Below are 18,079 nucleotides of genomic sequence, written 5' to 3'. Positions count from 1 at the left end.
CGCGGGCACCGTGTTCGGCGGTGGGCTCGTGACCCGCAGGCCGCGGATCTGCGGTGGGGGATCGCGGGACTCTGCGCGGCCGTGCTCCTGCTGATCGCGATCGGCGCGGTGTATGTCACCGGAACCTCGCCCGAGCGGACCTATGCGGCCGAGCTCGCCCAGGCGGGTTCGGTCCGGCCGGGCGACGATGTGCGCCTGGCCGGCATCCCGGTCGGCAAGGTCAGGTCGCTGACGCTGCTCACCGACCGGGTCCGGATGGAGTTCACCGTCCGCGCGGACGCCTTCCTCGGCGACCAGACGACCCTCGACATCCGGATGCTGACCTTCGTCGGCGGCTATTACGTCGCCGTCCTGCCCGCCGGTACCCGGCCGCTCGGGCCGGCCGTCATCCCCCGGGAGCGAGTCATCGTGCCCTACAACCTGACCCAGGCCTTCCAGGACGCGATCCGGCCCGTCCGCCGGATCGACGGCGGCGTCGTCCGGCGGGATCTCGCGGCACTGTCGACCGCGATCGAACAGAGTCCGGAGGCCGTGCGCGCGGCGGTGCGCGCGGCCGGCGACGTGGTCGAGATCCTCGACGAACAGAATGCCGACATCTCCCGCACCCTGGCCATCGCCGACGAGTATCTGTCCGCGCTCGACACGAATGCCGGGGTGCTGGCGCGGCTGCTGATCACCTTGGGCACGCTCGAGCAGATCATCCAGACCAACAAGGTGCAGGTGGCGCAATCCCTGCGCGATCTCGCCGTGGTGTTGCACGACGTGACGCCGCTGGGGCGGGCGTGGGACGCCTCGCTGAAGCAGCGCGTCCAACCGCTGGCGGACGCGATTCCCCCGCTCGAGCAGCTCGGCGCCCGGCTCGGCGCGCTGCTGGATGCCGTGCGCGCGCTCCAGCACCGGCTGGCACCGCTGCTGCCCGCGGGCGGCGGGATCACCATCGACCAGTCCACGGCCACCCTTCCGGTTCCCGCGCTGTGCATTCCGCTGCCAGGAGGCGCGTGTTGACGAAGTCGATCCTGGGGTCACGGGGGCTGATGTCGGCCGCGGTCGTGGTCGTCGTGGTGCTGGCGGGGGCGCTCGGTCTGCGGCTGAGCACACCGCATCCGCCGATGCGCGCCTACTGCGCCGACCTGCCCGACAGCATCGGGCTCTACGAGGGCAGCGCGGTGACCGTCCTTGGCGTGCCCGTCGGTCGCGTCACCGGGATCAGCGTCGTCGGCGTGTCGGCGCGGGTCGAGTTCACCGTGCGCGCCGATCGCACACTCCCGGCCGACGTGGGGGCGGTGACGGTCAGCGACACCCTGATCGCCGATCGGCGGCTCGCCCTCATCGGCGACGAACCGGCCGGACCCGGCCTGGCCTCGGGCGGCGCGTGCATCACGAAAACCCTGACACCCAAGAGCCTCTCGCAGACCTTCGACGCCCTGGCCGGCCTCGCCGATCAACTCAACGGTTCGGGTGATCCCGCCCAACGCACCGCTGTCGGCGCCGGACTCGACGCGCTCGATCGCGCCACCACCGGCACGGGCGACCAGCTCAACGACCTGATCCTCGCGCTGAGCCGGGCGCTGTCGGCACCGGACGCGGCCATCGGGCACCTCGGACAGCTGCTCGACGCCCTCAGCGCGCTCGCCCAGCGGGCACGCCACGGCTGGGCGCAGGTGGAGACCACGGTGTCGGGGCTGCCGCAAACCTTCGACGACATCGTCACCATCGCGTTCCCACCGATCATCCAGATCGTCGCCACGCTGGCCGAGCTCTTGCCCCAGCTCAACGACGTCGTCATGATGTTCGGTTCGCCCGCGCTGCGCGCGCTGGACTCCGTCCCCGAGCTGTCGCGCATGATCGCGGCGGGTGTCTCCTCGCTCGCCGAGGTGATCGCGCGGACTCCCGTGCTGGCCGGCGGATTCGCCGGTGCGGTCGACCCGGTGAGCGGACAGCTGACCATCGGCTACGCGCCACCGAAACTCGCACCGGCCCCGCCGGACTCGGCGCGGATCTGCGCGGCGGTGCAGGCCGTCACCGGGCAGGGTTGTCAGACCTCGGCCGAGGGTGTGGTGACGATTCCGGCACTGCCGGTCCTACTCGCGGGGGTGAGTACACGATGACACGCATCCGGCGCCGGGTCCTCGGCGTTCTGTTGGTCGCGGGAATGACGCTGGCGGGCAGCGGATGTGGCTTTCAGCCCGCCGACCTGCCGGTGCCCGGCACCGGCGTCGGCGGCCCGACCTATCACCTGCGGATCGAGTTCGCCGATGTGCTGAATCTGCCGCAGGGCGCCGAGGTGATCGCGGCGGGCGTGCGGGTGGGCAGGCTGACGGGGGTCGCCCTGGTCGACCCGGTGGCCGCCACCCCGGAGATGGCGGCGCGGCCGGGGTACGCGGTGGCCGATGTCGAGATCCGGCAGTCGGTCCGGCTGCCGGTGGGCACGACCGCCGTGCTGCGCCAGGAGACACCGCTCGGCGACGTCCATATCGCGCTGGGCGAGCCGGGCGGCGACACCGCGGGCACGCTGACCGACGGCGCGACCATCCCCCTGGCCGACACCACTCAGGCCCCACCGATCGAGGACATCCTGGCCGGTCTGTCGACGTTCCTCGGCAGCGGCGCGGTCACCGACTTCCAGAGCATCCTGCGCACCGCGAACGGGCTGCTGCCCGAGGATCCGCGCGACACCGCCCGGATCGCCGGGGTGCTCGGCGCCGACCTGTCGGATCTGGGCGCGCACCTCGACTCGGTCGACGCCCTTCTCGACGGGATGGAAGCGACGGTCGAGGACGGCCTGCGACAGAACCTGCCGATGCTCGACGAACTGCTCACCCCCTACGGCGTCGACCACACCACCGACGCCGTCAACGCCCAGATCGGCGTCATCTTCGTGCTCACCGCGCTCGGCCCGGTCGCGCCGAGCGCGCAGTGGCTCGGCCCGCTGCTGTCCTCGCTCGACGACACCACCCGGGCCGTGGTGCCCGTGCTGTTCGGCAGCAGCCCCCTCGACACCGCGTCGCCGTCGAACATGCAGACCCTCATCGATCTGATCAATACCGAGCTCGTGCCGTTCGCGACCCGCGGCCCGAAGGTGGACCTGGTCGACGTCGGCGTCACCGGGGCGCCCGGCCTCACCTCGGGCGATCGCACCGGCCGCATCGTCGACACCCTGCGGATGATCGGGGCGGTGCGATGAATCTGCGTGCGGTGGTATCACTGTCGGCTATCGCGGCGGTGCTGATCCTCGGCGTCGCCTACATGTCGTTCGGCGTGCTCGGCTTCGACCCGCGACGGGACTTCCTCACCGCCGAGATGACCCTCGACAGCGCGGGCGGGTTGGTGCCGAACGCGCCGGTGCTGCTCGCGGGCGTCCGAGTGGGCCGGGTCGAAGCGGTGCGCAAGCAGGCCAGCGGTGTGCGGGTGGCGTTGCGGATCGACAGCAGCCGGCGGATTCCGCTGTCGAGCACGGTCCGGATCGAGCAGTTGTCGGCGCTCGGGGAGCCCTATCTGGTATTCGCGCCGGACTCCGGTGCCGGGCCGTATCTCGAGGACGGACAGGTGATCCCGACCGATCGGATCCACCTGCCGATGACCGTCACCGCCCTGTCCGCGAAGCTGGTCGACCTGCTCGCACAGATTCGGCCCGAAGTGATCGCGCGCCTGGTGGACACCTTCGACCGCGCGCTCGCGGGCACCGACGCGGCGCGGCAGACGCTGCACCGATCCTCGAATCTGCTCGCCGCGACACTGCTCAGCCGCACCGACGCGATCCGGGGGCTGTTCGCCGACATCCAGGCTCTCGGCGGCGACATGGCCTGGCTGGGACCGTCGTTGGGCGCCGCGGGCCCGAAGTTCGGTGAGTTCGGCGTCACCCTGAGCGCGATCGTCGAATCGGGCTCGGCGCTCGTGGAAAGCCGTCCGCTGGACGACTACGTCACCGGCGACGGGCTCGTCCCGTTCCTGGCCCGTCTCACGGAGCTGATCACCGAGATCGGGCCGAGCATCGAACCCTTGGGTCAGGTGCTCGACCCGGTGGTGACCGACGCCGTGCACCGTGCCCCCGCGATCGACGTCAGCACCCTGATCGACCAGGCCCTGCAGAGTGTGGGCCCCGACGGCACGGTGCACTTCCGCATCGCCGTCAAATAGCGACGAAGGACAGCGCATGAGCACAGCGACAGCGGAACCCACCACCACCGACGGCGGTCGGCAGGCGCCGCGGACGGTATCGCTGCGGCTGTCCAGCATCCTGGTGGCCGTCGCGATCGGCGGACTCACCGTCGCGACGATCACCTTCGCCGTGCTGTACTTCTCGGCCCGGTCCACGCTCGCCGACCGCGACGCCCGCGCGGCCGACGAGCGGCACGCCGAGCGCATCGCGATCGACTACGGTGTCGGCGCATCGACGATCGACTACCGCGACCTCACGGCGTGGTTCGGCCGGTTGCGCGCGGGCACCGCGCCGCAGCTGACGGCGAAGTTCGACGCCACCGCACCGCAGCTCGAACAGATCCTGCTGCCGCTGCAATGGACCTCCACCGCGACTCCGCTCTCGGCGACGGTCGTTTCGGAGTCCGGGGGGATCTACAAGGTCAACGCCTATTTCACGGTCGTCTCCACGAGCGCCCAGAATCCCGGTGGCGCGGCCGCCACCGTCACCTACTCGCTGACCATCGACCGCAACGCGGGCTGGACGATCACCGAAGTGGGCGGGTTGCAGAACAGCTTGCCGAAGAAGTAGCGCGGTCAGTAGGCGATGAAGAGGATCTCGTCGCGCGTGTAGTCGTGGTCGGGATGATTTTCGGCCAGATGCGCCTGCGTCCGGGCGACCAGGTCGTCCTCGTTGTCGGCGTTGATCTGGGTACCGCAGGGGCAGTTGAGGCGAGTCTTCATCACGGTTTCTCCTGTGCCGGTCACCGCCCGGCGATCTGCTGGACAGTAGTCCGGAGTCTATTCCAATCGCTGTGTTAGCGTGAGTCATGGGACCCGTAGACGAGCTCTCCGCCGAGGCCGGTGCGCTGTTCGCGCTCGCCGAGCAGGCCACCGGATTCATGCCGGCGGACGAAGGGCGCGCGCTGTACACCGCCGCCCGCGACTACGCGGGCACGGGAACCATTCTCGAAATCGGCACCTACTGTGGCAAGTCGGCGGTCTATCTCGGCGCCGCGGCACGCGAGACCGGCGCGACCGTCTTCACCGTCGATCATCATCGGGGCTCGGAGGAGCACCAGCCGGGCTGGGAGTATCACGACACCGGTTTGGTCGACCCCGAGACGGGCGTCTTCGATACCGTGACGGCCTTCCGGCGCACCATGATCCGGGCCGGCCTGACCGACACCGTCATAGCGATCATCGGATCCTCCGCCGCGGCCGCCCGCATCTGGCGGACCCCGCTCAGCATGCTCTTCATCGACGGCGGCCACACCGAGGAAGCCGCCCAGCGCGATTACGACAACTGGGTGCACTGGGTCGCGGGCGGTGGACTGCTGGCGATCCACGACGTCTTCCCCGACCCCGCCGACGGTGGGCAGGCCCCGTTCGGCATCTACCGCCGGGCCCTCGACAGCGGCAAGTTCCGCGAGCTCTCGGTGACCGGCTCGCTGCGCGTCCTCCAGCGGATCGCCGCCTGCGGCTGAGCTCGCCTCAGCAGTCGACGGCGTCGCGGAAGAGGCCGTTGGCGGCGGTGGTGCGGCTCAGGGCGTCGGCGGCGAGCACGACGGCGGCCGCGGTCCAGGTGGTGCGTTCCTCCGGCCAGCGCTTACCGTCGGTGAACACCAGACCGGTCCAGTAGGACCCGTCGAGATCACGCAGGTGCTGCATCGCGGTGAACAGCGCGGTGGCGGTGGCGGTGTCGCCGTCGGCGTCGAGGGCGAGGACCAGTTCGCAGGTCTCCGCACCGGTCACCCAGGGCGCGTCGGCGACGCAGCGGATGCCGAGGTCGGCGACCACGAATTCGTCCCAGTGCCGCGCGATCCGGGCTCGGGCGGCCGGACCGCGCAGTGCGCCACCGAGAATCGGGTAGTACCAATCCATCGAGTAGCGGCTCTTGTCCAGGAAGACTTCCGGATGGTCGCGCAGGGCTCGGCCGAGCCTGCGGCGCGCGCGGACCCAGTCCGGGCGGGGATCACCCAGACGCTCGGCGAGGATCACCGCACAGCCCAGGCTGTGATAGATGCTCGAGCACCCGGTCAGCAGTGCCTCGCCGGAGGTGCCCGATTCGTTTGCCGACCAATGGATCTCGCCGTGGGCGCCCTGCTGCAGACCGAGCACGAAGTCGATGCCCGCTCGGACCGTCGGCCACAGCTCGGCGGCGAAGCCCGCGTCACCGGTGACGGTCAGCGCGTGCAGGACACCGGTGGCGAGATAGGCACAGAAGTTGGCGTCGGCATCGTGGTTCTCGACGACCCCACCGCGCGTCTGCATCGGCCACGACCCGTCCGTGCGCTGGGTCTTGGCCGACCAGATGTAGGCCTCGCGGGCCTGGTCCCACAATCCGGCCACGGTCAGCGCCATCGCGGATTCGACGTGGTCCCACGGATCGGTGTGACCGCCGGTGAACCAGGGGATCGCCCCGTCGGGTTCCTGTGCGGCGGCGATGGTCTCGGCGGTGCGCCGCAGCTCGCGCGCCGAGACGACGCCCGCGACGGCCGGCAGGACCGCCGTCATCGCCGCACCGCCGGCTTCGTGAAATAGAGGGCGACGGACTTGCCGACGAGCGGGTTCAGCAGGCGTTCGGCCGTGCGGGTCAGCGTGGGCGCCGACATCATGTCCCACACCAGCAGGCGGTGATACGCGCGCACCAGCGGATTGTCGTCGTCGCGCACGCCCACCGCGCATTTGAGCCACCAGTAGGGCGAATGCAGCGCGTGCGCGAATTCCCGGTGGACACAGCGCAGTCCGTGCGCGGTGACCTTGTCGCGGAGCTCGTCGGCTCGGTAGATCCGCACGTGGCCGCCCTCGTTGGCGTGATACTCGTCCGAGAGCGCCCAGCAGAGGCGTTCCGGCAGCCAGCGCGGCACCGTGACCGCCAGCGCGCCACCGGGTGTGACGATGCGGGCGAGCTCGGCGATCGCCCGATCGTCGGCCGGGACGTGCTCGAGGATCTCCGAGGCGATGACCACGTCGAATTCGCCGTCGCCGTAGGGCAGGTCGAGCGCGTCACCACGCACGGTCTCGGCCTTGGCGTACTCGGGTGCCTCGCCCGCCGCGGCCATGGCCTCGAACATGGCGTCCACCTGCGCCAGATCCTGCGCGTTCTGGTCGAAGGCCACGACGTCGGCGCCCCGGCGGTAGGCCTGGAACGCGTGCCGTCCCGCTCCGCAGCCGACATCGATCACCCGGGAACCGGGTCCGACGCCCAAGCGGTCGAAGTCGACGGTCAGCATGGATCCTCCTGCGAATGCCCGAAATCGGGGGAGTGGAAGCGGTCGATCGCGCGCTCGTAGACCGCGACGGTCTGCGCGGCGACGGCGGCCCAGCTGAACAGGTCGACGGCACGCCGACGACCCCGCTCGCCCATCCGCCGCCGACGTGCCGGATCGGCGAGCAGTTCGCCCAGGACCCGGGTCAGCGCATCGATGTCGCCGGGCGTGATCAATTCCGCGCAGTCGCCGACCACCTCGGGCAGCGCACCGGCCCGGCTGGCGACCAAGGGCGTGCCGCTGGCCATGGCCTCGACCGCAGGCAGCGAGAACCCCTCGTACATCGAGGGAATGCAGGCGATCTCGGCCGTGGCGAGCACTGCGGCGAGTCGGTCGTCGCTGAGTCCGCTGACCGGGGTGACGATATCGGCGAGACCGAGTTCGGCGATGAGTTTCTCGGTGGGCCCGTTCGGCTCCAGCTTGGCGACCAACCGCAGCTCGACCTCGTGGTGATGGCGCAGCCGCGCCAGCGCGTGCAGCAGGTGCGCGATGCCCTTGAGCGGCTTGTCGGCGCTGGCGACCGCCACGATCCGGCCACGGACTCGGGGCGTCTCGCGCGGCCGGAACAGCGCGGTGTCCACGCCGAGGGGGACCGTGCGCAGCTGTGCCGGGACGACGCCGAAGTCGGCGGCGATATCGGCGGCCGACGATTCCGACACCGTGATCAGGTCCGGAATCCGGCGGGCCACCCGCTGCTGCATGCCGAGGAATCCGTACCAGCGCCGGACGAACGGGCGCCGCCGCCACGGCGCCGCGGCCAGATCCACCGCGCGATCACGGGTGATCGGATGATGGATCGTCGCCACCAGCGGCCGCAGGCGGGCGATGTCGAGCAGTCCGTACCCGAGGCACTGATTGTCGTGCACGACATCGAAGTCCGCTGCGCGGGTCGCCAGCAGCCGGGCGGCGCGCAGGCTGAAGGTGCGCGGCTCCGGGAACCCGGCCGTCCACATGGTGGCGAGTTCGAGCAGGTCGATCCGGTCGCGGATCTCGCGCGGGTGCGGCGTGCGGAAGGGATCGTCGTCACGGTAGAGGTCCAGGCTCGGTACCTCGGTCAGCCGGACCCGGGGGTCGAGGTCTTCCGGATAGGGCTGACCGGAGAACACCTCGACCTGATGCCCCAGCTCGACGAGCCCCTGGCTGAGATATCGGACATAGACCCCCTGGCCGCCGCAGTGGGCCTTGCTCCGGTAGGACAGCAACGCGATCCGCATCAGCGCACCCCGGTCCCGTAGTCGACCTGCCAGTGTTTGATGCCGTTGATCCACCCCGACCGCAGCCGCTGCGGCTCGGCGACCTGGGTCAGTTTCGGCATCACCTCGGCGATCGCCCCGAAGACGAGATCGATCTCGAGCCGGGCCAGATTCGCCCCGACGCAGAAGTGGGCGCCGGTGCCGCCGAAGCCCAGATGCGGGTTGGGGTCGCGCAGGATGTCGAAGGTGAACGGCGAGGCGAAGGCGTCCTCGTCGAAATTGGCCGAGCTGTAGAACAATCCGACCCGGTCACCGGCCCGGATGCGCTGCCCGCCGAGCTCGGTGTCGGCGGTGGCGGTGCGCTGGAACACCGTCACCGGTGTCGCCCACCGGACGATCTCGTCGGGCGCGGTGGCCGGGCGGCGCGCCCGGTAGAGCTCCCACTGATCGGGGTGGTCGACGAAGGCCTTCATACCGTGGGTGATGGCGTTGCGGGTGGTCTCGTTGCCTGCCACCGCGAGCAGGATGACGAAGAATCCGAATTCGTCGGAGCCGAGCGCCTCACCGTCGAGGTCGGCGTGCACGAGCTTGCTCACGATGTCTTCGCGCGGGTCGGCCCGGCGCTGCTCGGCCAGGTCCCAGGCGTAGCCGAGGATGCCCGTCGCGGCGGCGGAGGAGGCGTCGGTGGTGGTGGCGTCACCGTATTCCGGGTCGTCGTAGTTGAGCATCTGATTCGACCAGTCGAACAGCTTGCGGCGGTCCTCCTGGGGCACCCCGACGAGTTCCGCGATGGCCTGCAGCGGTAGTTCACACGCCACCTGCTCGACGAAGTCACCGCCACCGGTCTTCGCGGCCTCGTGCACGATGGCGGCCGCCCGCTCGGCCAGTGCCGCGCGCAACCCCTCGACCGCGCGCGGGGTGAACCCCTTGGCGATGATGCGCCGGATCTTGGTGTGCTTGGGCGGGTCCATGTTCAGCAGCAGCGCGCCGGTCAGCTCGATCTGCTCGGGCGTCACTTCGCCGGGCAGCCGGATGACCGAACCCTTGCGCTGTGACGAGAACAGGTCGGGATTGCGCGAGATCTCCTTGATGTCCTCATGTTTGGTGACGACCCAGTAGCCGCCGTCGCGGAACCCGCCCGACTGCGCGTCGGTCTGCGCGTTCCACCACACGGGCGCGGTCCGGCGTAGTTCGGCGAATTCCTGGACGGGGTTACGGTGTTGCCAGAGAGCTGGATCGGTGAAATCGAATCCGGTGGGTAGCGACGGTGCTGACACGGTTCCTCCTGGATGCCGACAGCGGTGTGGGCCCGGGGCGGTCAGCGATGCCGGCGACGGTAGCGGACGCGACAGGGCTGTTGCAGCTGAACGACCATCTTCGAATGGTCGTTGCGATAGGTCGACGACGGCTGGGCCAGTTCGAACTCCCAGTCCCGCAGCAGGATCGAGAAGATCGCCTTGAGTTGCATGAGCGCGAACGGCGCCCCGACACAGCGGTGCCTGCCCGCGCCGAAGGGGATCCAGGTCCAGCGGTTGACGATGTCGTCCTGGCGCGGATCGAGGTAGCGGCCGGGATCGAAGGCGTCCGGGTCGGGGAAGTCCTCCGGGATCCGGTTGGAGACCGCGGGGGTGGCGGCGACCATGTCGCCCGGTGCGATCCGGTGCCCGCACACCTCGAACTCGCCGCGGGCCACACGCATGAGCACGATCAGCGGCGGGTGCAGGCGCAGGGCCTCCTTGAGCGCGGCCTCCAGCCGCGGGATCCGGCGCAGCGCATGGTGACTGACCTCCGCGCCGTCGGCGAACAGCTCGTCGAGCTCGGTGACCACCGCGCGCAGTGTCTCGGGATGGCGCAGCAGTTCGATGATGGTCCAGGCCGCGGTGCCGGAGGTGGTGTGGTGGCCGGCGAACATCATCGAGATGAAGATGCCGGTGATCTCGGTCGCCGGGAACCTCGGGGCACCGTCCTCGTCGGTGACGGACATGAGAACGTCGAGCATGTCGCGGTCGCCCTTGCCCGCGGGCGGATTCTCCGCGCGCTGATCCATGATCGCCTGCACCAGCTCGACCAGGGCGGCCCTGGCGGCGTCGCGCCGGGCGAAACTCTCGATCGGCGCGTACGGATCGACGTAGGCCAGCGCGTCGGTGCCCTGCTCGAGCTCGTGATAGAGGTGCGCGAAGCGCGCGTCGAGCTGGTCGCGGAACTTCGGTCCGATCAGGCACGCCGAGGAGGTGTAGATGGTGAGCTCGGCGAAGAATTCGAGCAGGTCGATCTCGCCCTCGTCGTCCCAGCTCGCGATCATCCGGTCGACCTCGCGGGCGATGGTGCCGGCGTGACCGCGCATGTGGTCGGCCCGCAGCGCCTGGTTGTGCAGCATCTCCTTGCGCCGCTCCGGTGGCGCGTCGAAGACGACGCCCTCCCCGAAGATCGGCTTCATGAACGGATAGGCCGCGCCCTGATCGAGGTCGTCGTCGGCGGCCCGGAAGAAGAACTCGTTGGCTTCGGCACCGGAGAGCAGCACGACGTTGCGTCCCGCGAGATCGAAGGTCCCGACATCGCCGCATTCGGCGCGGACGCGGCGCATCAGCGCGATCGGATCGGTACGGAATTCGGTGAGGTGTCCGTGGCCGTCGTCGCCTCCGGACACACGGCGCGGTATGGCCGGCGTCATGGGGAATCCTTCCCGGAATACTGTCCAGACATCAGATGGACATGTGTCTGGACAGTACTACGGTTACCGTCGCGCGACAAGGAGGAACTGTCAGTCGCCCGGTGCCGGTTCGGCCAGCATGCGGCGCGCGCAGACCTCGAGCAGGTCGGCGACCTCGGCGTAGGAGAGCAGTCCCATGCCGCCCTGTAACAGCGCGCCGGAATACAGGAGTTCCAGCGCCGCGAGTTGTTCGGGGTCCTTGGTGCCCAGGGCCAGCGCGAGCCGGTGGCGGATCTCCTTGCCGATGCGTAGTCGCAGGTGTCGCACATCGGGATCGTCACCGAGCAGCGCGCTGCTGACCGCGCCGGCGAGCGCGGGCTCGTCGGCCACCAGCATCGAGACCCGGCGCAGCACGGCGACTACCCGCGTCGTCGGGTCGGCGTCCTGGTCGTCCAGGTACGGCAGGGCGATGAGGCGTCGCCAGAACACCTCTGAGATCAGGTGTTCCTTGGAGGAGAAGTAGGTGTACGCGGTCGCGGTGCCGACGCCGGCCGCGGCGGCGACGAGCCGGATGGTGGTCCCCGAGTAGCCCGCCCTGGCCAGCACCTCGACCGCGGCCACGGTCAGGCGGTCCACGGTGTCGGCCTGTTTCTCCGTCAAGCGTCGTCGAGTTGCTTCGATGCCGGTAGGCGCGGGTTCGGACATGTGTCTGGATGCTACTACAGCTGGGTGTATGGACGAATGACGCGCATTCCCTTGCGGCCGTTCCGGAATCCGAACTATATTCCGTACACCTGTCCAGACAAGTATCGGAGACCTGCCATGAACGGCCTCGTCCCTGCCGGCGGCACGCCCCTGCTGATCGGCGGCAAGCTGATCCCGGGTGGCTCCGGCGTCTTCGCGACGATCAATCCGGCGACCGAGGAGGTGCTCGGTCACGCCGCCGACGCTTCGGCCGCCGACATGGACGCCGCGATCGGCGCGGCCCGCGCCGCTTTCGACGAGACCGGGTGGTCCCGCGACCCCGCGTTCCGCGCCCACTGCCTGCGTCAACTGCGCGACGTGCTGGGCGAGCACCTCGAGGAGTTGCGCGAGATCACGATCGCCGAGGTCGGCACCCCGGTCATGCTCACCAGCGGACCGCAGCTGGAAGGCCCGGTCGCCGATCTGACCTATGCCGCCGAGCTGGCCGAGAACTACACCTGGGAAACGGATCTGGGCACGCGGGACCTGATGGGGGTCGCCTCCCGGCGGGTGATCCGCCGCGAGGCCGTGGGCGTCGTCGGCGCCATCACGCCGTGGAACTTCCCGCACCAGATCAACCTGGCGAAAATCGGCCCCGCCCTCGCCGCGGGCAATACCGTGGTGCTCAAGCCCGCGCCGGACACACCGTGGTGCGCTGCGGTGCTGGGCCCGCTCGTCGCCGAACACACCGACATTCCCGCCGGCGTGCTCAATATCGTCACCTCCGCCGATCACGGCCTCGGCGCGCAGCTGGTCGACGATCCGCGCGTCGACATGATCACCTTCACCGGCTCGACGCGCACCGGCCGCTCGGTGATGGCGGGCGCCTCGGCGACGCTCAAGCGCACCTTCCTCGAGTTGGGCGGCAAGTCGGCGGCGGTCGTGCTCGACGACGCCGATATCGCCGCGGCCGCGAGCTACACCGCGTTCACCGTCGCCGTGCACGCGGGCCAGGGCTGTGCCCTCACCACCCGGTTGCTGGTGCCGCGCGCGGCCTACGACGCCGCGGTGGCCGCGGCCGCCGCGACACTGTCGGGGCTGGCGGCGGGAGACCCGACGAACGCCGCGACCGTGTGCGGGCCGGTGATTTCCGCGCAGCAGCGGGCGCGGGTGGAGCGCTATCTCGAGCTCGCGAAGGCCGAGGGCGGACAGATCGTGGTGGGTGGTGGCAGGCCCGCCAACCAGGAACGCGGTTTCTTCATCGAGCCGACGCTCATCGCCGGCCTCGGCAATTCCGCGACCGTCGCGCAGGAGGAGATCTTCGGGCCGGTGCTCGTGGTGATCCCGCACGACGGAGACGACGACGCGATCCGACTGGCCAACGACTCGCCCTACGGTCTGTCGGGCTCGGTCTGGGGCACGGACCCGGCGCGGGTGGAGCGGGTGGTCGCGGGCGTGCGGACGGGGACGCTGAGCGTCAACGGCGGGCTCTGGTACCACGCCGACGCACCGTTCGGCGGCTACAAGCAGTCCGGCATCGGCCGGGAGATGGGCGTCGCGGGCTTCGAGGAATACCTCGAGACCAAGCTCGTCGCCACCCCCGCCTGAGCGCACCGACCCCTACACAGGAGCTGAACAACCATGGCACGTTTCACCGGTCGCACCGCGATCGTCACCGGCGCGGCACAGGGCATCGGCGCGGTCTACGCCGCCGCGCTCGCCGCCGAGGGCGCCAATGTCGTCGTCGCCGATCTCAACGCCGAGCGCGGCGCGGAGGTCGCGGCGAAGATCGTCGCCGAGGGCGGCACCGCGGCGTTCCACCGGGTCGATGTGGCCGATCCCGAATCCGCCACGGCGCTGGCGGAATTCACCGTCGCCGAGTTCGGGGCCATCCATCACCTGGTGAACAACGCGGCGATCTACGGCGAGATGAAGCTGGACCTGCTGCTCACCGTCCCGTGGGACTACTACAAGAAGTTCATGGGCGTGAATTTCGACGGCGCGCTCAATGTGACGCGTGCGGTCTGGCAGCCCATGGTCGCGGCGGGCGGCGGTTCCATCGTCAATCAATCCTCCACGGCGGCCTGGCTGTACTCCGGGTTCTACGGGCTGGCCAAGGTCGGCATCAACGGACTCACCCAGCAGCTGGCGACCGAGCTCGGCGGCTCGAAGATCCGGGTCAACGCCATCGCGCCCGGCCCGATCGACACCGAGGCCACGCAGACCGTGACGCCGGGGAATCTGGTGAAGGACATGGTGTCCCGGATCCCGATCAGGCGGATGGGCACACCGCAGGACCTGGTCGGCGCCTGCCTGTATCTGCTGTCCGACGACGCGAGCTGGGTCAGCGGGCAGATCCTGAACGTCGACGGCGGGCAGATCATCCGATGACGACCGCATCGGATGAGCTGCCGGTCGGATTCGTCGGGCTGGGCAATATGGGCACGCCGATGGCCCGGCGCCTGCTGGACTGGCCGGGCGGGCTCACCGTCTGTGACGTCCGCGCCGAGGCCACCGTGCCGTTCGTCGAGGCGGGGGCCCGGACGGCCGCCGATCCGGCGGCGCTGGCGGCGCAGGCGCGGGTCATCTGCGTGACCGTCGTCGACGACGCGCAGGTGCGGGAGGTGCTCACCGGTCCGGCGGGCATCCTGCGCACCGCGGTTCCCGGCACCGTCGTCGCGGTGCATTCGACCATCGGTGATCGGACCGCGGACGAACTCGCCACGCGCTGCGCGCAGCACGGGGTCGAGTTCGTCGACGCGCCGGTCAGCGGTGGCGCGCCGGGGGCCACCCACGGCAGCCTGGCCGTGATGATCGGCGGCAGCGCGGCCGCCGTGGATCGGATCAGGGCGCCGTTCGGCTGTTTCGCCGACCTGATCGTGCACGCCGGGGACGTCGGCGCGGGCACCCGAATGAAGTTGGCGCGCAACCTGTTGCACTTCATCTCGTTCACCGCCGCGACCGAGGCCCAGCGCCTGGCCGACGCCGCCGGGCTCAGTCTCACCGCGCTCGGCAAGGTGGTGCGCCACTCCGACGCGGTGACCGGGGGGCCGGGCGCGATCATGCTGCGCGACACCACCGCCCCGCTGGACCCCGACGACTTCTGGTTCCCGATCCTGGGCCATGTGCGCGATCTCGGTGAAAAGGACCTCGCGCTGGCCCTGGAGCTCGGCGACCGGCTCGGCGTCGATCTGCCGCTCGCGCACCTGGCCATCGCCCGGCTGGCCGACGGGCTCGGCGTCGCCGGGGCCGTTCTCGACAAGGAGACATCATGAGCACCACCGACGACGACCTCAGGCAGCGTGGCCTGGCCAAGATGAGCGAGGTCTACGGCTGGGACTTCACCGACGGCCCCGGTGACTACTTCGCGGTCACCGCGGATCACCTGTTCGGCGAGATCTGGTCGCGCCCCGCGCTGACCGTGCGGGAACGGCGGCTGCTGCTGCTCGGCGCGCTCACCGCGCAGGGCCATCTCGACATCGCCGAGATCCAGATCGGGGCGGCGCTGCGCAACGGTGAGCTGACCGAGGAACAGCTGCGCGAGATCGCGCTGTTCCTCTGCCATTACGTGGGCTGGCCCGCCGGGACCAAACTCGACGGCGCCGTCGGCAAGGTGGTCGCGCAGGAACGTCGCAAGACGTAGCCGGGAGCCGACACCCGGGCGTGGTCGGCGGACGGGCCGCGCCCGCGGAGTAGCATCCAGACGCATGTCCGAAAGCAATTCCATCAGCCTCGAGGCGACCCGGCGGCGGTTGACCGACAAGCAGGCCGACACGGTCGACCGGCTCACCAAGGCGGCACTGCGGGTGCTGGCCCGAGATGGCTTTTCCGGCATGACGATCCGGCTGGTCGCGGCGGAGGCGGGCGTCGGCACGGCCACCGCGTACACCTATTTCTCGTCCAAGGAACACCTGGTGGCCGAGATCTTCTGGCGGCGGCTGCTCGCCTCGCCCTCACCCGCCAGCGACGACCCCGACCCGTCGGTCCGCGTGCTCGCCGAACTGCGCACCATCGCTCTGCTGGTGGCCGACGAGCAGGAACTGTCCGGCGCGGTCACCAGCGCGCTGCTGGGCGGCGACCCGGATGTCGAGCATCTGCGCACCCGCATCGGCATCGAGATCCGCGGCCGGATCTCGCGCGCACTCGGCCCCGACGCCGACGAGGAGGTCGTCGAGTGGCTCGAACTGATCTACGCGGGCGCTCTGGTCCGCGCCGGGATGGGCTACGAGTCCTACGAGAAGATCGCCGACCGTATCGAACGCGCCGCCCTGCGCATCCTGCGGGTTCCGTAGCCGCCGATCCGATCCGCTTGTAGGTATCCATGACAATTCCCCGAGTTTCTACGGAGAAAGTCAAGAACCTTCATGAAGTGCCGTCGCCGCGATCTGACTGTGATCTGATCGAGATGTCCCCGAGATGGGGGCATGTCGAAAGAACGCAATCGAGGTTGACTGTATGAATTCCAGAACTGCCCGTCCGCTCGCCGTCGCCGTGCTGGCGCTGTCCGCCTGTGCCCTGGGCGCGGGAACCGCCACGGCGGCCGCCCCGGCCCCGGTCATGGGGTCGGTCGAGGTGTGCCTGCCCCTGCCGCTCGGTCCGCTCGAGGTGAGCTTCTGTTTGTAGTCCGCTAGCCGGAGTGCCGCCGATGGTGGTGGAACCGTCCGCGAGGAACGGGATTGCGCGGTTCCGTCGGGAGCCGCCACCATCGGACGGTGGACGCGCTCGCCGGATTTTGGGGGAACCCCTGAACATTTCGGCATTCCCTTACCGCCGATCACAAGCGAAGCCGGAGCGGTGGTTTGTACTTCACGGTAAGTTGGGAGCTTGCCCAGTTGCCTGGGTGGGAAGGATTTGTTATGGCTGGCTCAGCATCCCGCACGCCGTTCTTGACCGCCGCGGGACGACCGGTATCGACCCCGTTGAAAGATGTGCGGGCGATATCCCGCCAGATGGTGGGCCATTTCATCGAGAACGTCATCCCGTGCGCGACCCTGCCCACCGAAGTCCTCGACGGCGATGTCACCACCGTGACGCGGGTGTGCCTGGAACTGACCGGTGGTGTCCTCGACGGCCGCGATCTCCCCGGACGCCTGGAGCGGATTCAGGCCGCGGCCGCGGGCTGGGCGCGGGAGGGTATTCCGATCGACACGATCCACAACGCGGTACACGAGGGTTTCAAGCTCGGGTTCGACCTGGTGATCGCGAATGTGACCAACCACGACCACGCCACGGTCGTCGGCGTGGCCCGGCGATTGACCGACGTGCAGAACACCATCACCTCGGCGGTGTCGGCGGCTTATGTGCGGGAATTGCGTTCCGTGGTCAGTGAGCACCACACTGCCGTGCACACCTTGACCTCGGCGCTGCTCGGCGGGCAGAGCACCTCCACGATGGCCAGGGAATGCGGCATCGAGATCGCCGACCGCTATCACGTCATCGCCCTGGCGCTGCCGCCGCACGCCGAGGAATTCGATCCCGCGCTGGACGCGAATGTGGTCGCCCGCCGCAAGCTGCGACGAGTACAGGCCGAGCTGGCCAACCGCTGCGTCGGCAAAGTGCTGTCACTGCTCAGCGTCGACGGCGGGACCCTCCTGCTGCCCACCGTGGAATTCTCCGAACCGGACCTCGACGACCTGGTCGCCGGATTGTCCGCCGCGGCCCAGGTGCCCGTACGCGCGGTGACGACAGCCGCGACGCCGGCCGACATCCCGCGCGCCGCCGAACAGGTGCACGAACTCGTCGAAATAGTGCACCGACTGGGTGGGCCCAGCAAGGTGTACCGCCCGCACGAATTGGCCTTCGAATATCAGCTGACCAGGGAAGGCGCGGCGCGCGACTATTTGAGCTCGGTCGTCGATTCCCTCGAAGCGCACCCGGAATTGCTGCGCACGCTCGAGGTCTACATCGCGTCGAATCTGCGCAGGACGAATACCGCGCGCGAATTGTTCGTCCACACCAATACCGTCGACTACCGCCTCAAGCGCATCAGCCAGCTGACCGGCTTCGACCTCAACGACGTCACGGGACTGTGTTATCTGCGCGCGGCACTGCTGATCCGTGCCCACCGCGGCCTGAACAGGCCCGACGAGGGCCACCCCGACGACGAAACCCGCTCCCGCGCGGGCTGATTCGTCGGGGCGGGC

General features: G+C 69.6%; 20 protein-coding genes. 13 read left to right on the top strand and 7 right to left on the bottom strand.

The annotated features are described in order from the left end of the window. Nucleotides 1-81: 81 nt before the first annotated feature. From ATM97_RS24490 to ATM97_RS24470, 5 genes are read left to right on the top strand one after another with little or no spacing between them, the layout of a single operon-like run. Nucleotides 82-1,005 (top strand): MlaD family protein, encoded by a 924-nt coding sequence (locus ATM97_RS24490; protein WP_308248602.1) that lies wholly within the window; start codon nt 82-84, stop codon nt 1,003-1,005. Then, nucleotides 1,002-2,108, top strand: a complete 1,107-nt coding sequence (locus ATM97_RS24485; RefSeq protein WP_255588279.1) for an MlaD family protein — start codon at nt 1,002-1,004, stop codon at nt 2,106-2,108. The genes ATM97_RS24490 and ATM97_RS24485 overlap by 4 nt, the downstream gene beginning before the upstream one ends. Further along, a complete protein-coding gene (locus ATM97_RS24480) occupies nt 2,105-3,184 on the top strand; it encodes an MlaD family protein (protein WP_255588278.1) in 1,080 nt (359 codons plus the stop codon). Before ATM97_RS24485 ends, ATM97_RS24480 begins: the two co-directional genes overlap by 4 nt. Continuing rightward, nucleotides 3,181-4,137: an MlaD family protein gene (locus ATM97_RS24475; RefSeq protein ID WP_218720496.1), complete on the top strand. Its 957-nt coding sequence runs from the start codon at nt 3,181-3,183 to the stop codon at nt 4,135-4,137. The genes ATM97_RS24480 and ATM97_RS24475 overlap by 4 nt, the downstream gene beginning before the upstream one ends. 16 nt (nt 4,138-4,153) lie before the next feature. After that, nucleotides 4,154-4,729 carry a hypothetical protein gene (locus tag ATM97_RS24470; protein ID WP_255588277.1) on the top strand — a complete coding sequence of 192 codons (576 nt, stop codon included), beginning with the start codon at nt 4,154-4,156 and terminating at the stop codon, nt 4,727-4,729. A 5-nt stretch (nt 4,730-4,734) separates the two neighbouring features. On the opposite strand, the gene ATM97_RS24465 is transcribed toward ATM97_RS24470, so the two are convergent. Further along, nucleotides 4,735-4,881: a DUF1059 domain-containing protein gene (locus tag ATM97_RS24465; protein WP_218720563.1), complete on the bottom strand. Its 147-nt coding sequence runs from the start codon at nt 4,879-4,881 to the stop codon at nt 4,735-4,737. Nucleotides 4,882-4,967: 86 nt separating this feature from the next. Here ATM97_RS24465 and ATM97_RS24460 point away from each other — a divergent pair, with 86 nt between their 5' ends. Continuing rightward, nucleotides 4,968-5,624, top strand: coding sequence for a class I SAM-dependent methyltransferase (locus ATM97_RS24460; RefSeq protein WP_218720495.1), 657 nt, complete (start codon nt 4,968-4,970; stop codon nt 5,622-5,624). A 7-nt stretch (nt 5,625-5,631) separates the two neighbouring features. Here ATM97_RS24460 and ATM97_RS24455 read toward each other — a convergent pair whose 3' ends face one another. From ATM97_RS24455 to ATM97_RS24430, 6 genes are all read right to left on the bottom strand, one after another. Continuing rightward, nucleotides 5,632-6,654: a prenyltransferase gene (locus tag ATM97_RS24455; protein ID WP_218720494.1), complete on the bottom strand. Its 1,023-nt coding sequence runs from the start codon at nt 6,652-6,654 to the stop codon at nt 5,632-5,634. Then, nucleotides 6,651-7,373 carry a class I SAM-dependent methyltransferase gene (locus ATM97_RS24450; RefSeq protein ID WP_218720493.1) on the bottom strand — a complete coding sequence of 241 codons (723 nt, stop codon included), beginning with the start codon at nt 7,371-7,373 and terminating at the stop codon, nt 6,651-6,653. The genes ATM97_RS24455 and ATM97_RS24450 overlap by 4 nt, the downstream gene beginning before the upstream one ends. Next, entirely contained in the window at nt 7,367-8,623 is a 1,257-nt protein-coding gene (locus tag ATM97_RS24445; protein ID WP_218720492.1) for a glycosyltransferase family 4 protein, read from the bottom strand. Before ATM97_RS24445 ends, ATM97_RS24450 begins: the two co-directional genes overlap by 7 nt. After that, nucleotides 8,623-9,879 carry a cytochrome P450 gene (locus tag ATM97_RS24440; protein ID WP_218720491.1) on the bottom strand — a complete coding sequence of 419 codons (1,257 nt, stop codon included), beginning with the start codon at nt 9,877-9,879 and terminating at the stop codon, nt 8,623-8,625. Before ATM97_RS24440 ends, ATM97_RS24445 begins: the two co-directional genes overlap by 1 nt. A gap of 41 nt (nt 9,880-9,920) precedes the next feature. Further along, nucleotides 9,921-11,273: a cytochrome P450 gene (locus ATM97_RS24435; protein WP_218720490.1), complete on the bottom strand. Its 1,353-nt coding sequence runs from the start codon at nt 11,271-11,273 to the stop codon at nt 9,921-9,923. Between the two features lie 90 nt (nt 11,274-11,363). Next, a complete protein-coding gene (locus ATM97_RS24430; RefSeq protein ID WP_218720489.1) occupies nt 11,364-11,957 on the bottom strand; it encodes a TetR/AcrR family transcriptional regulator in 594 nt (197 codons plus the stop codon). 117 nt (nt 11,958-12,074) lie between these two features. Here ATM97_RS24430 and ATM97_RS24425 point away from each other — a divergent pair, with 117 nt between their 5' ends. From ATM97_RS24425 to ATM97_RS24395, 7 genes are all read left to right on the top strand, one after another. Then, nucleotides 12,075-13,544, top strand: a complete 1,470-nt coding sequence (locus ATM97_RS24425) for an aldehyde dehydrogenase (RefSeq protein WP_218720488.1) — start codon at nt 12,075-12,077, stop codon at nt 13,542-13,544. Between the two features lie 33 nt (nt 13,545-13,577). Then, the gene (locus tag ATM97_RS24420; protein ID WP_218720487.1) at nt 13,578-14,327 is read left to right on the top strand and encodes an SDR family oxidoreductase; all 750 of its coding nucleotides are present in this window, start codon (nt 13,578-13,580) and stop codon (nt 14,325-14,327) included. Then, nucleotides 14,324-15,211 carry an NAD(P)-dependent oxidoreductase gene (locus ATM97_RS24415; protein WP_218720486.1) on the top strand — a complete coding sequence of 296 codons (888 nt, stop codon included), beginning with the start codon at nt 14,324-14,326 and terminating at the stop codon, nt 15,209-15,211. Before ATM97_RS24420 ends, ATM97_RS24415 begins: the two co-directional genes overlap by 4 nt. Beyond that, a complete protein-coding gene (locus tag ATM97_RS24410; RefSeq protein ID WP_218720485.1) occupies nt 15,208-15,579 on the top strand; it encodes a carboxymuconolactone decarboxylase family protein in 372 nt (123 codons plus the stop codon). The genes ATM97_RS24415 and ATM97_RS24410 overlap by 4 nt, the downstream gene beginning before the upstream one ends. Before the next feature lie 64 nt (nt 15,580-15,643). Then, the gene (locus ATM97_RS24405; RefSeq protein WP_218720484.1) at nt 15,644-16,228 is read left to right on the top strand and encodes a TetR/AcrR family transcriptional regulator; all 585 of its coding nucleotides are present in this window, start codon (nt 15,644-15,646) and stop codon (nt 16,226-16,228) included. A gap of 163 nt (nt 16,229-16,391) precedes the next feature. After that, nucleotides 16,392-16,559: a hypothetical protein gene (locus tag ATM97_RS24400; RefSeq protein ID WP_218720483.1), complete on the top strand. Its 168-nt coding sequence runs from the start codon at nt 16,392-16,394 to the stop codon at nt 16,557-16,559. Between the two features lie 233 nt (nt 16,560-16,792). Beyond that, a complete protein-coding gene (locus tag ATM97_RS24395) occupies nt 16,793-18,064 on the top strand; it encodes a CdaR family transcriptional regulator (RefSeq protein ID WP_218720482.1) in 1,272 nt (423 codons plus the stop codon). Nucleotides 18,065-18,079 lie beyond the last annotated feature (15 nt).

It is taken from the genome of Nocardia sp. MH4, from assembly GCF_019266065.1.
In the GTDB taxonomy this organism is placed as follows: domain Bacteria; phylum Actinomycetota; class Actinomycetes; order Mycobacteriales; family Mycobacteriaceae; genus Nocardia; species Nocardia canadensis.
This window is presented reverse-complemented; position numbering and strand designations above follow the sequence as displayed.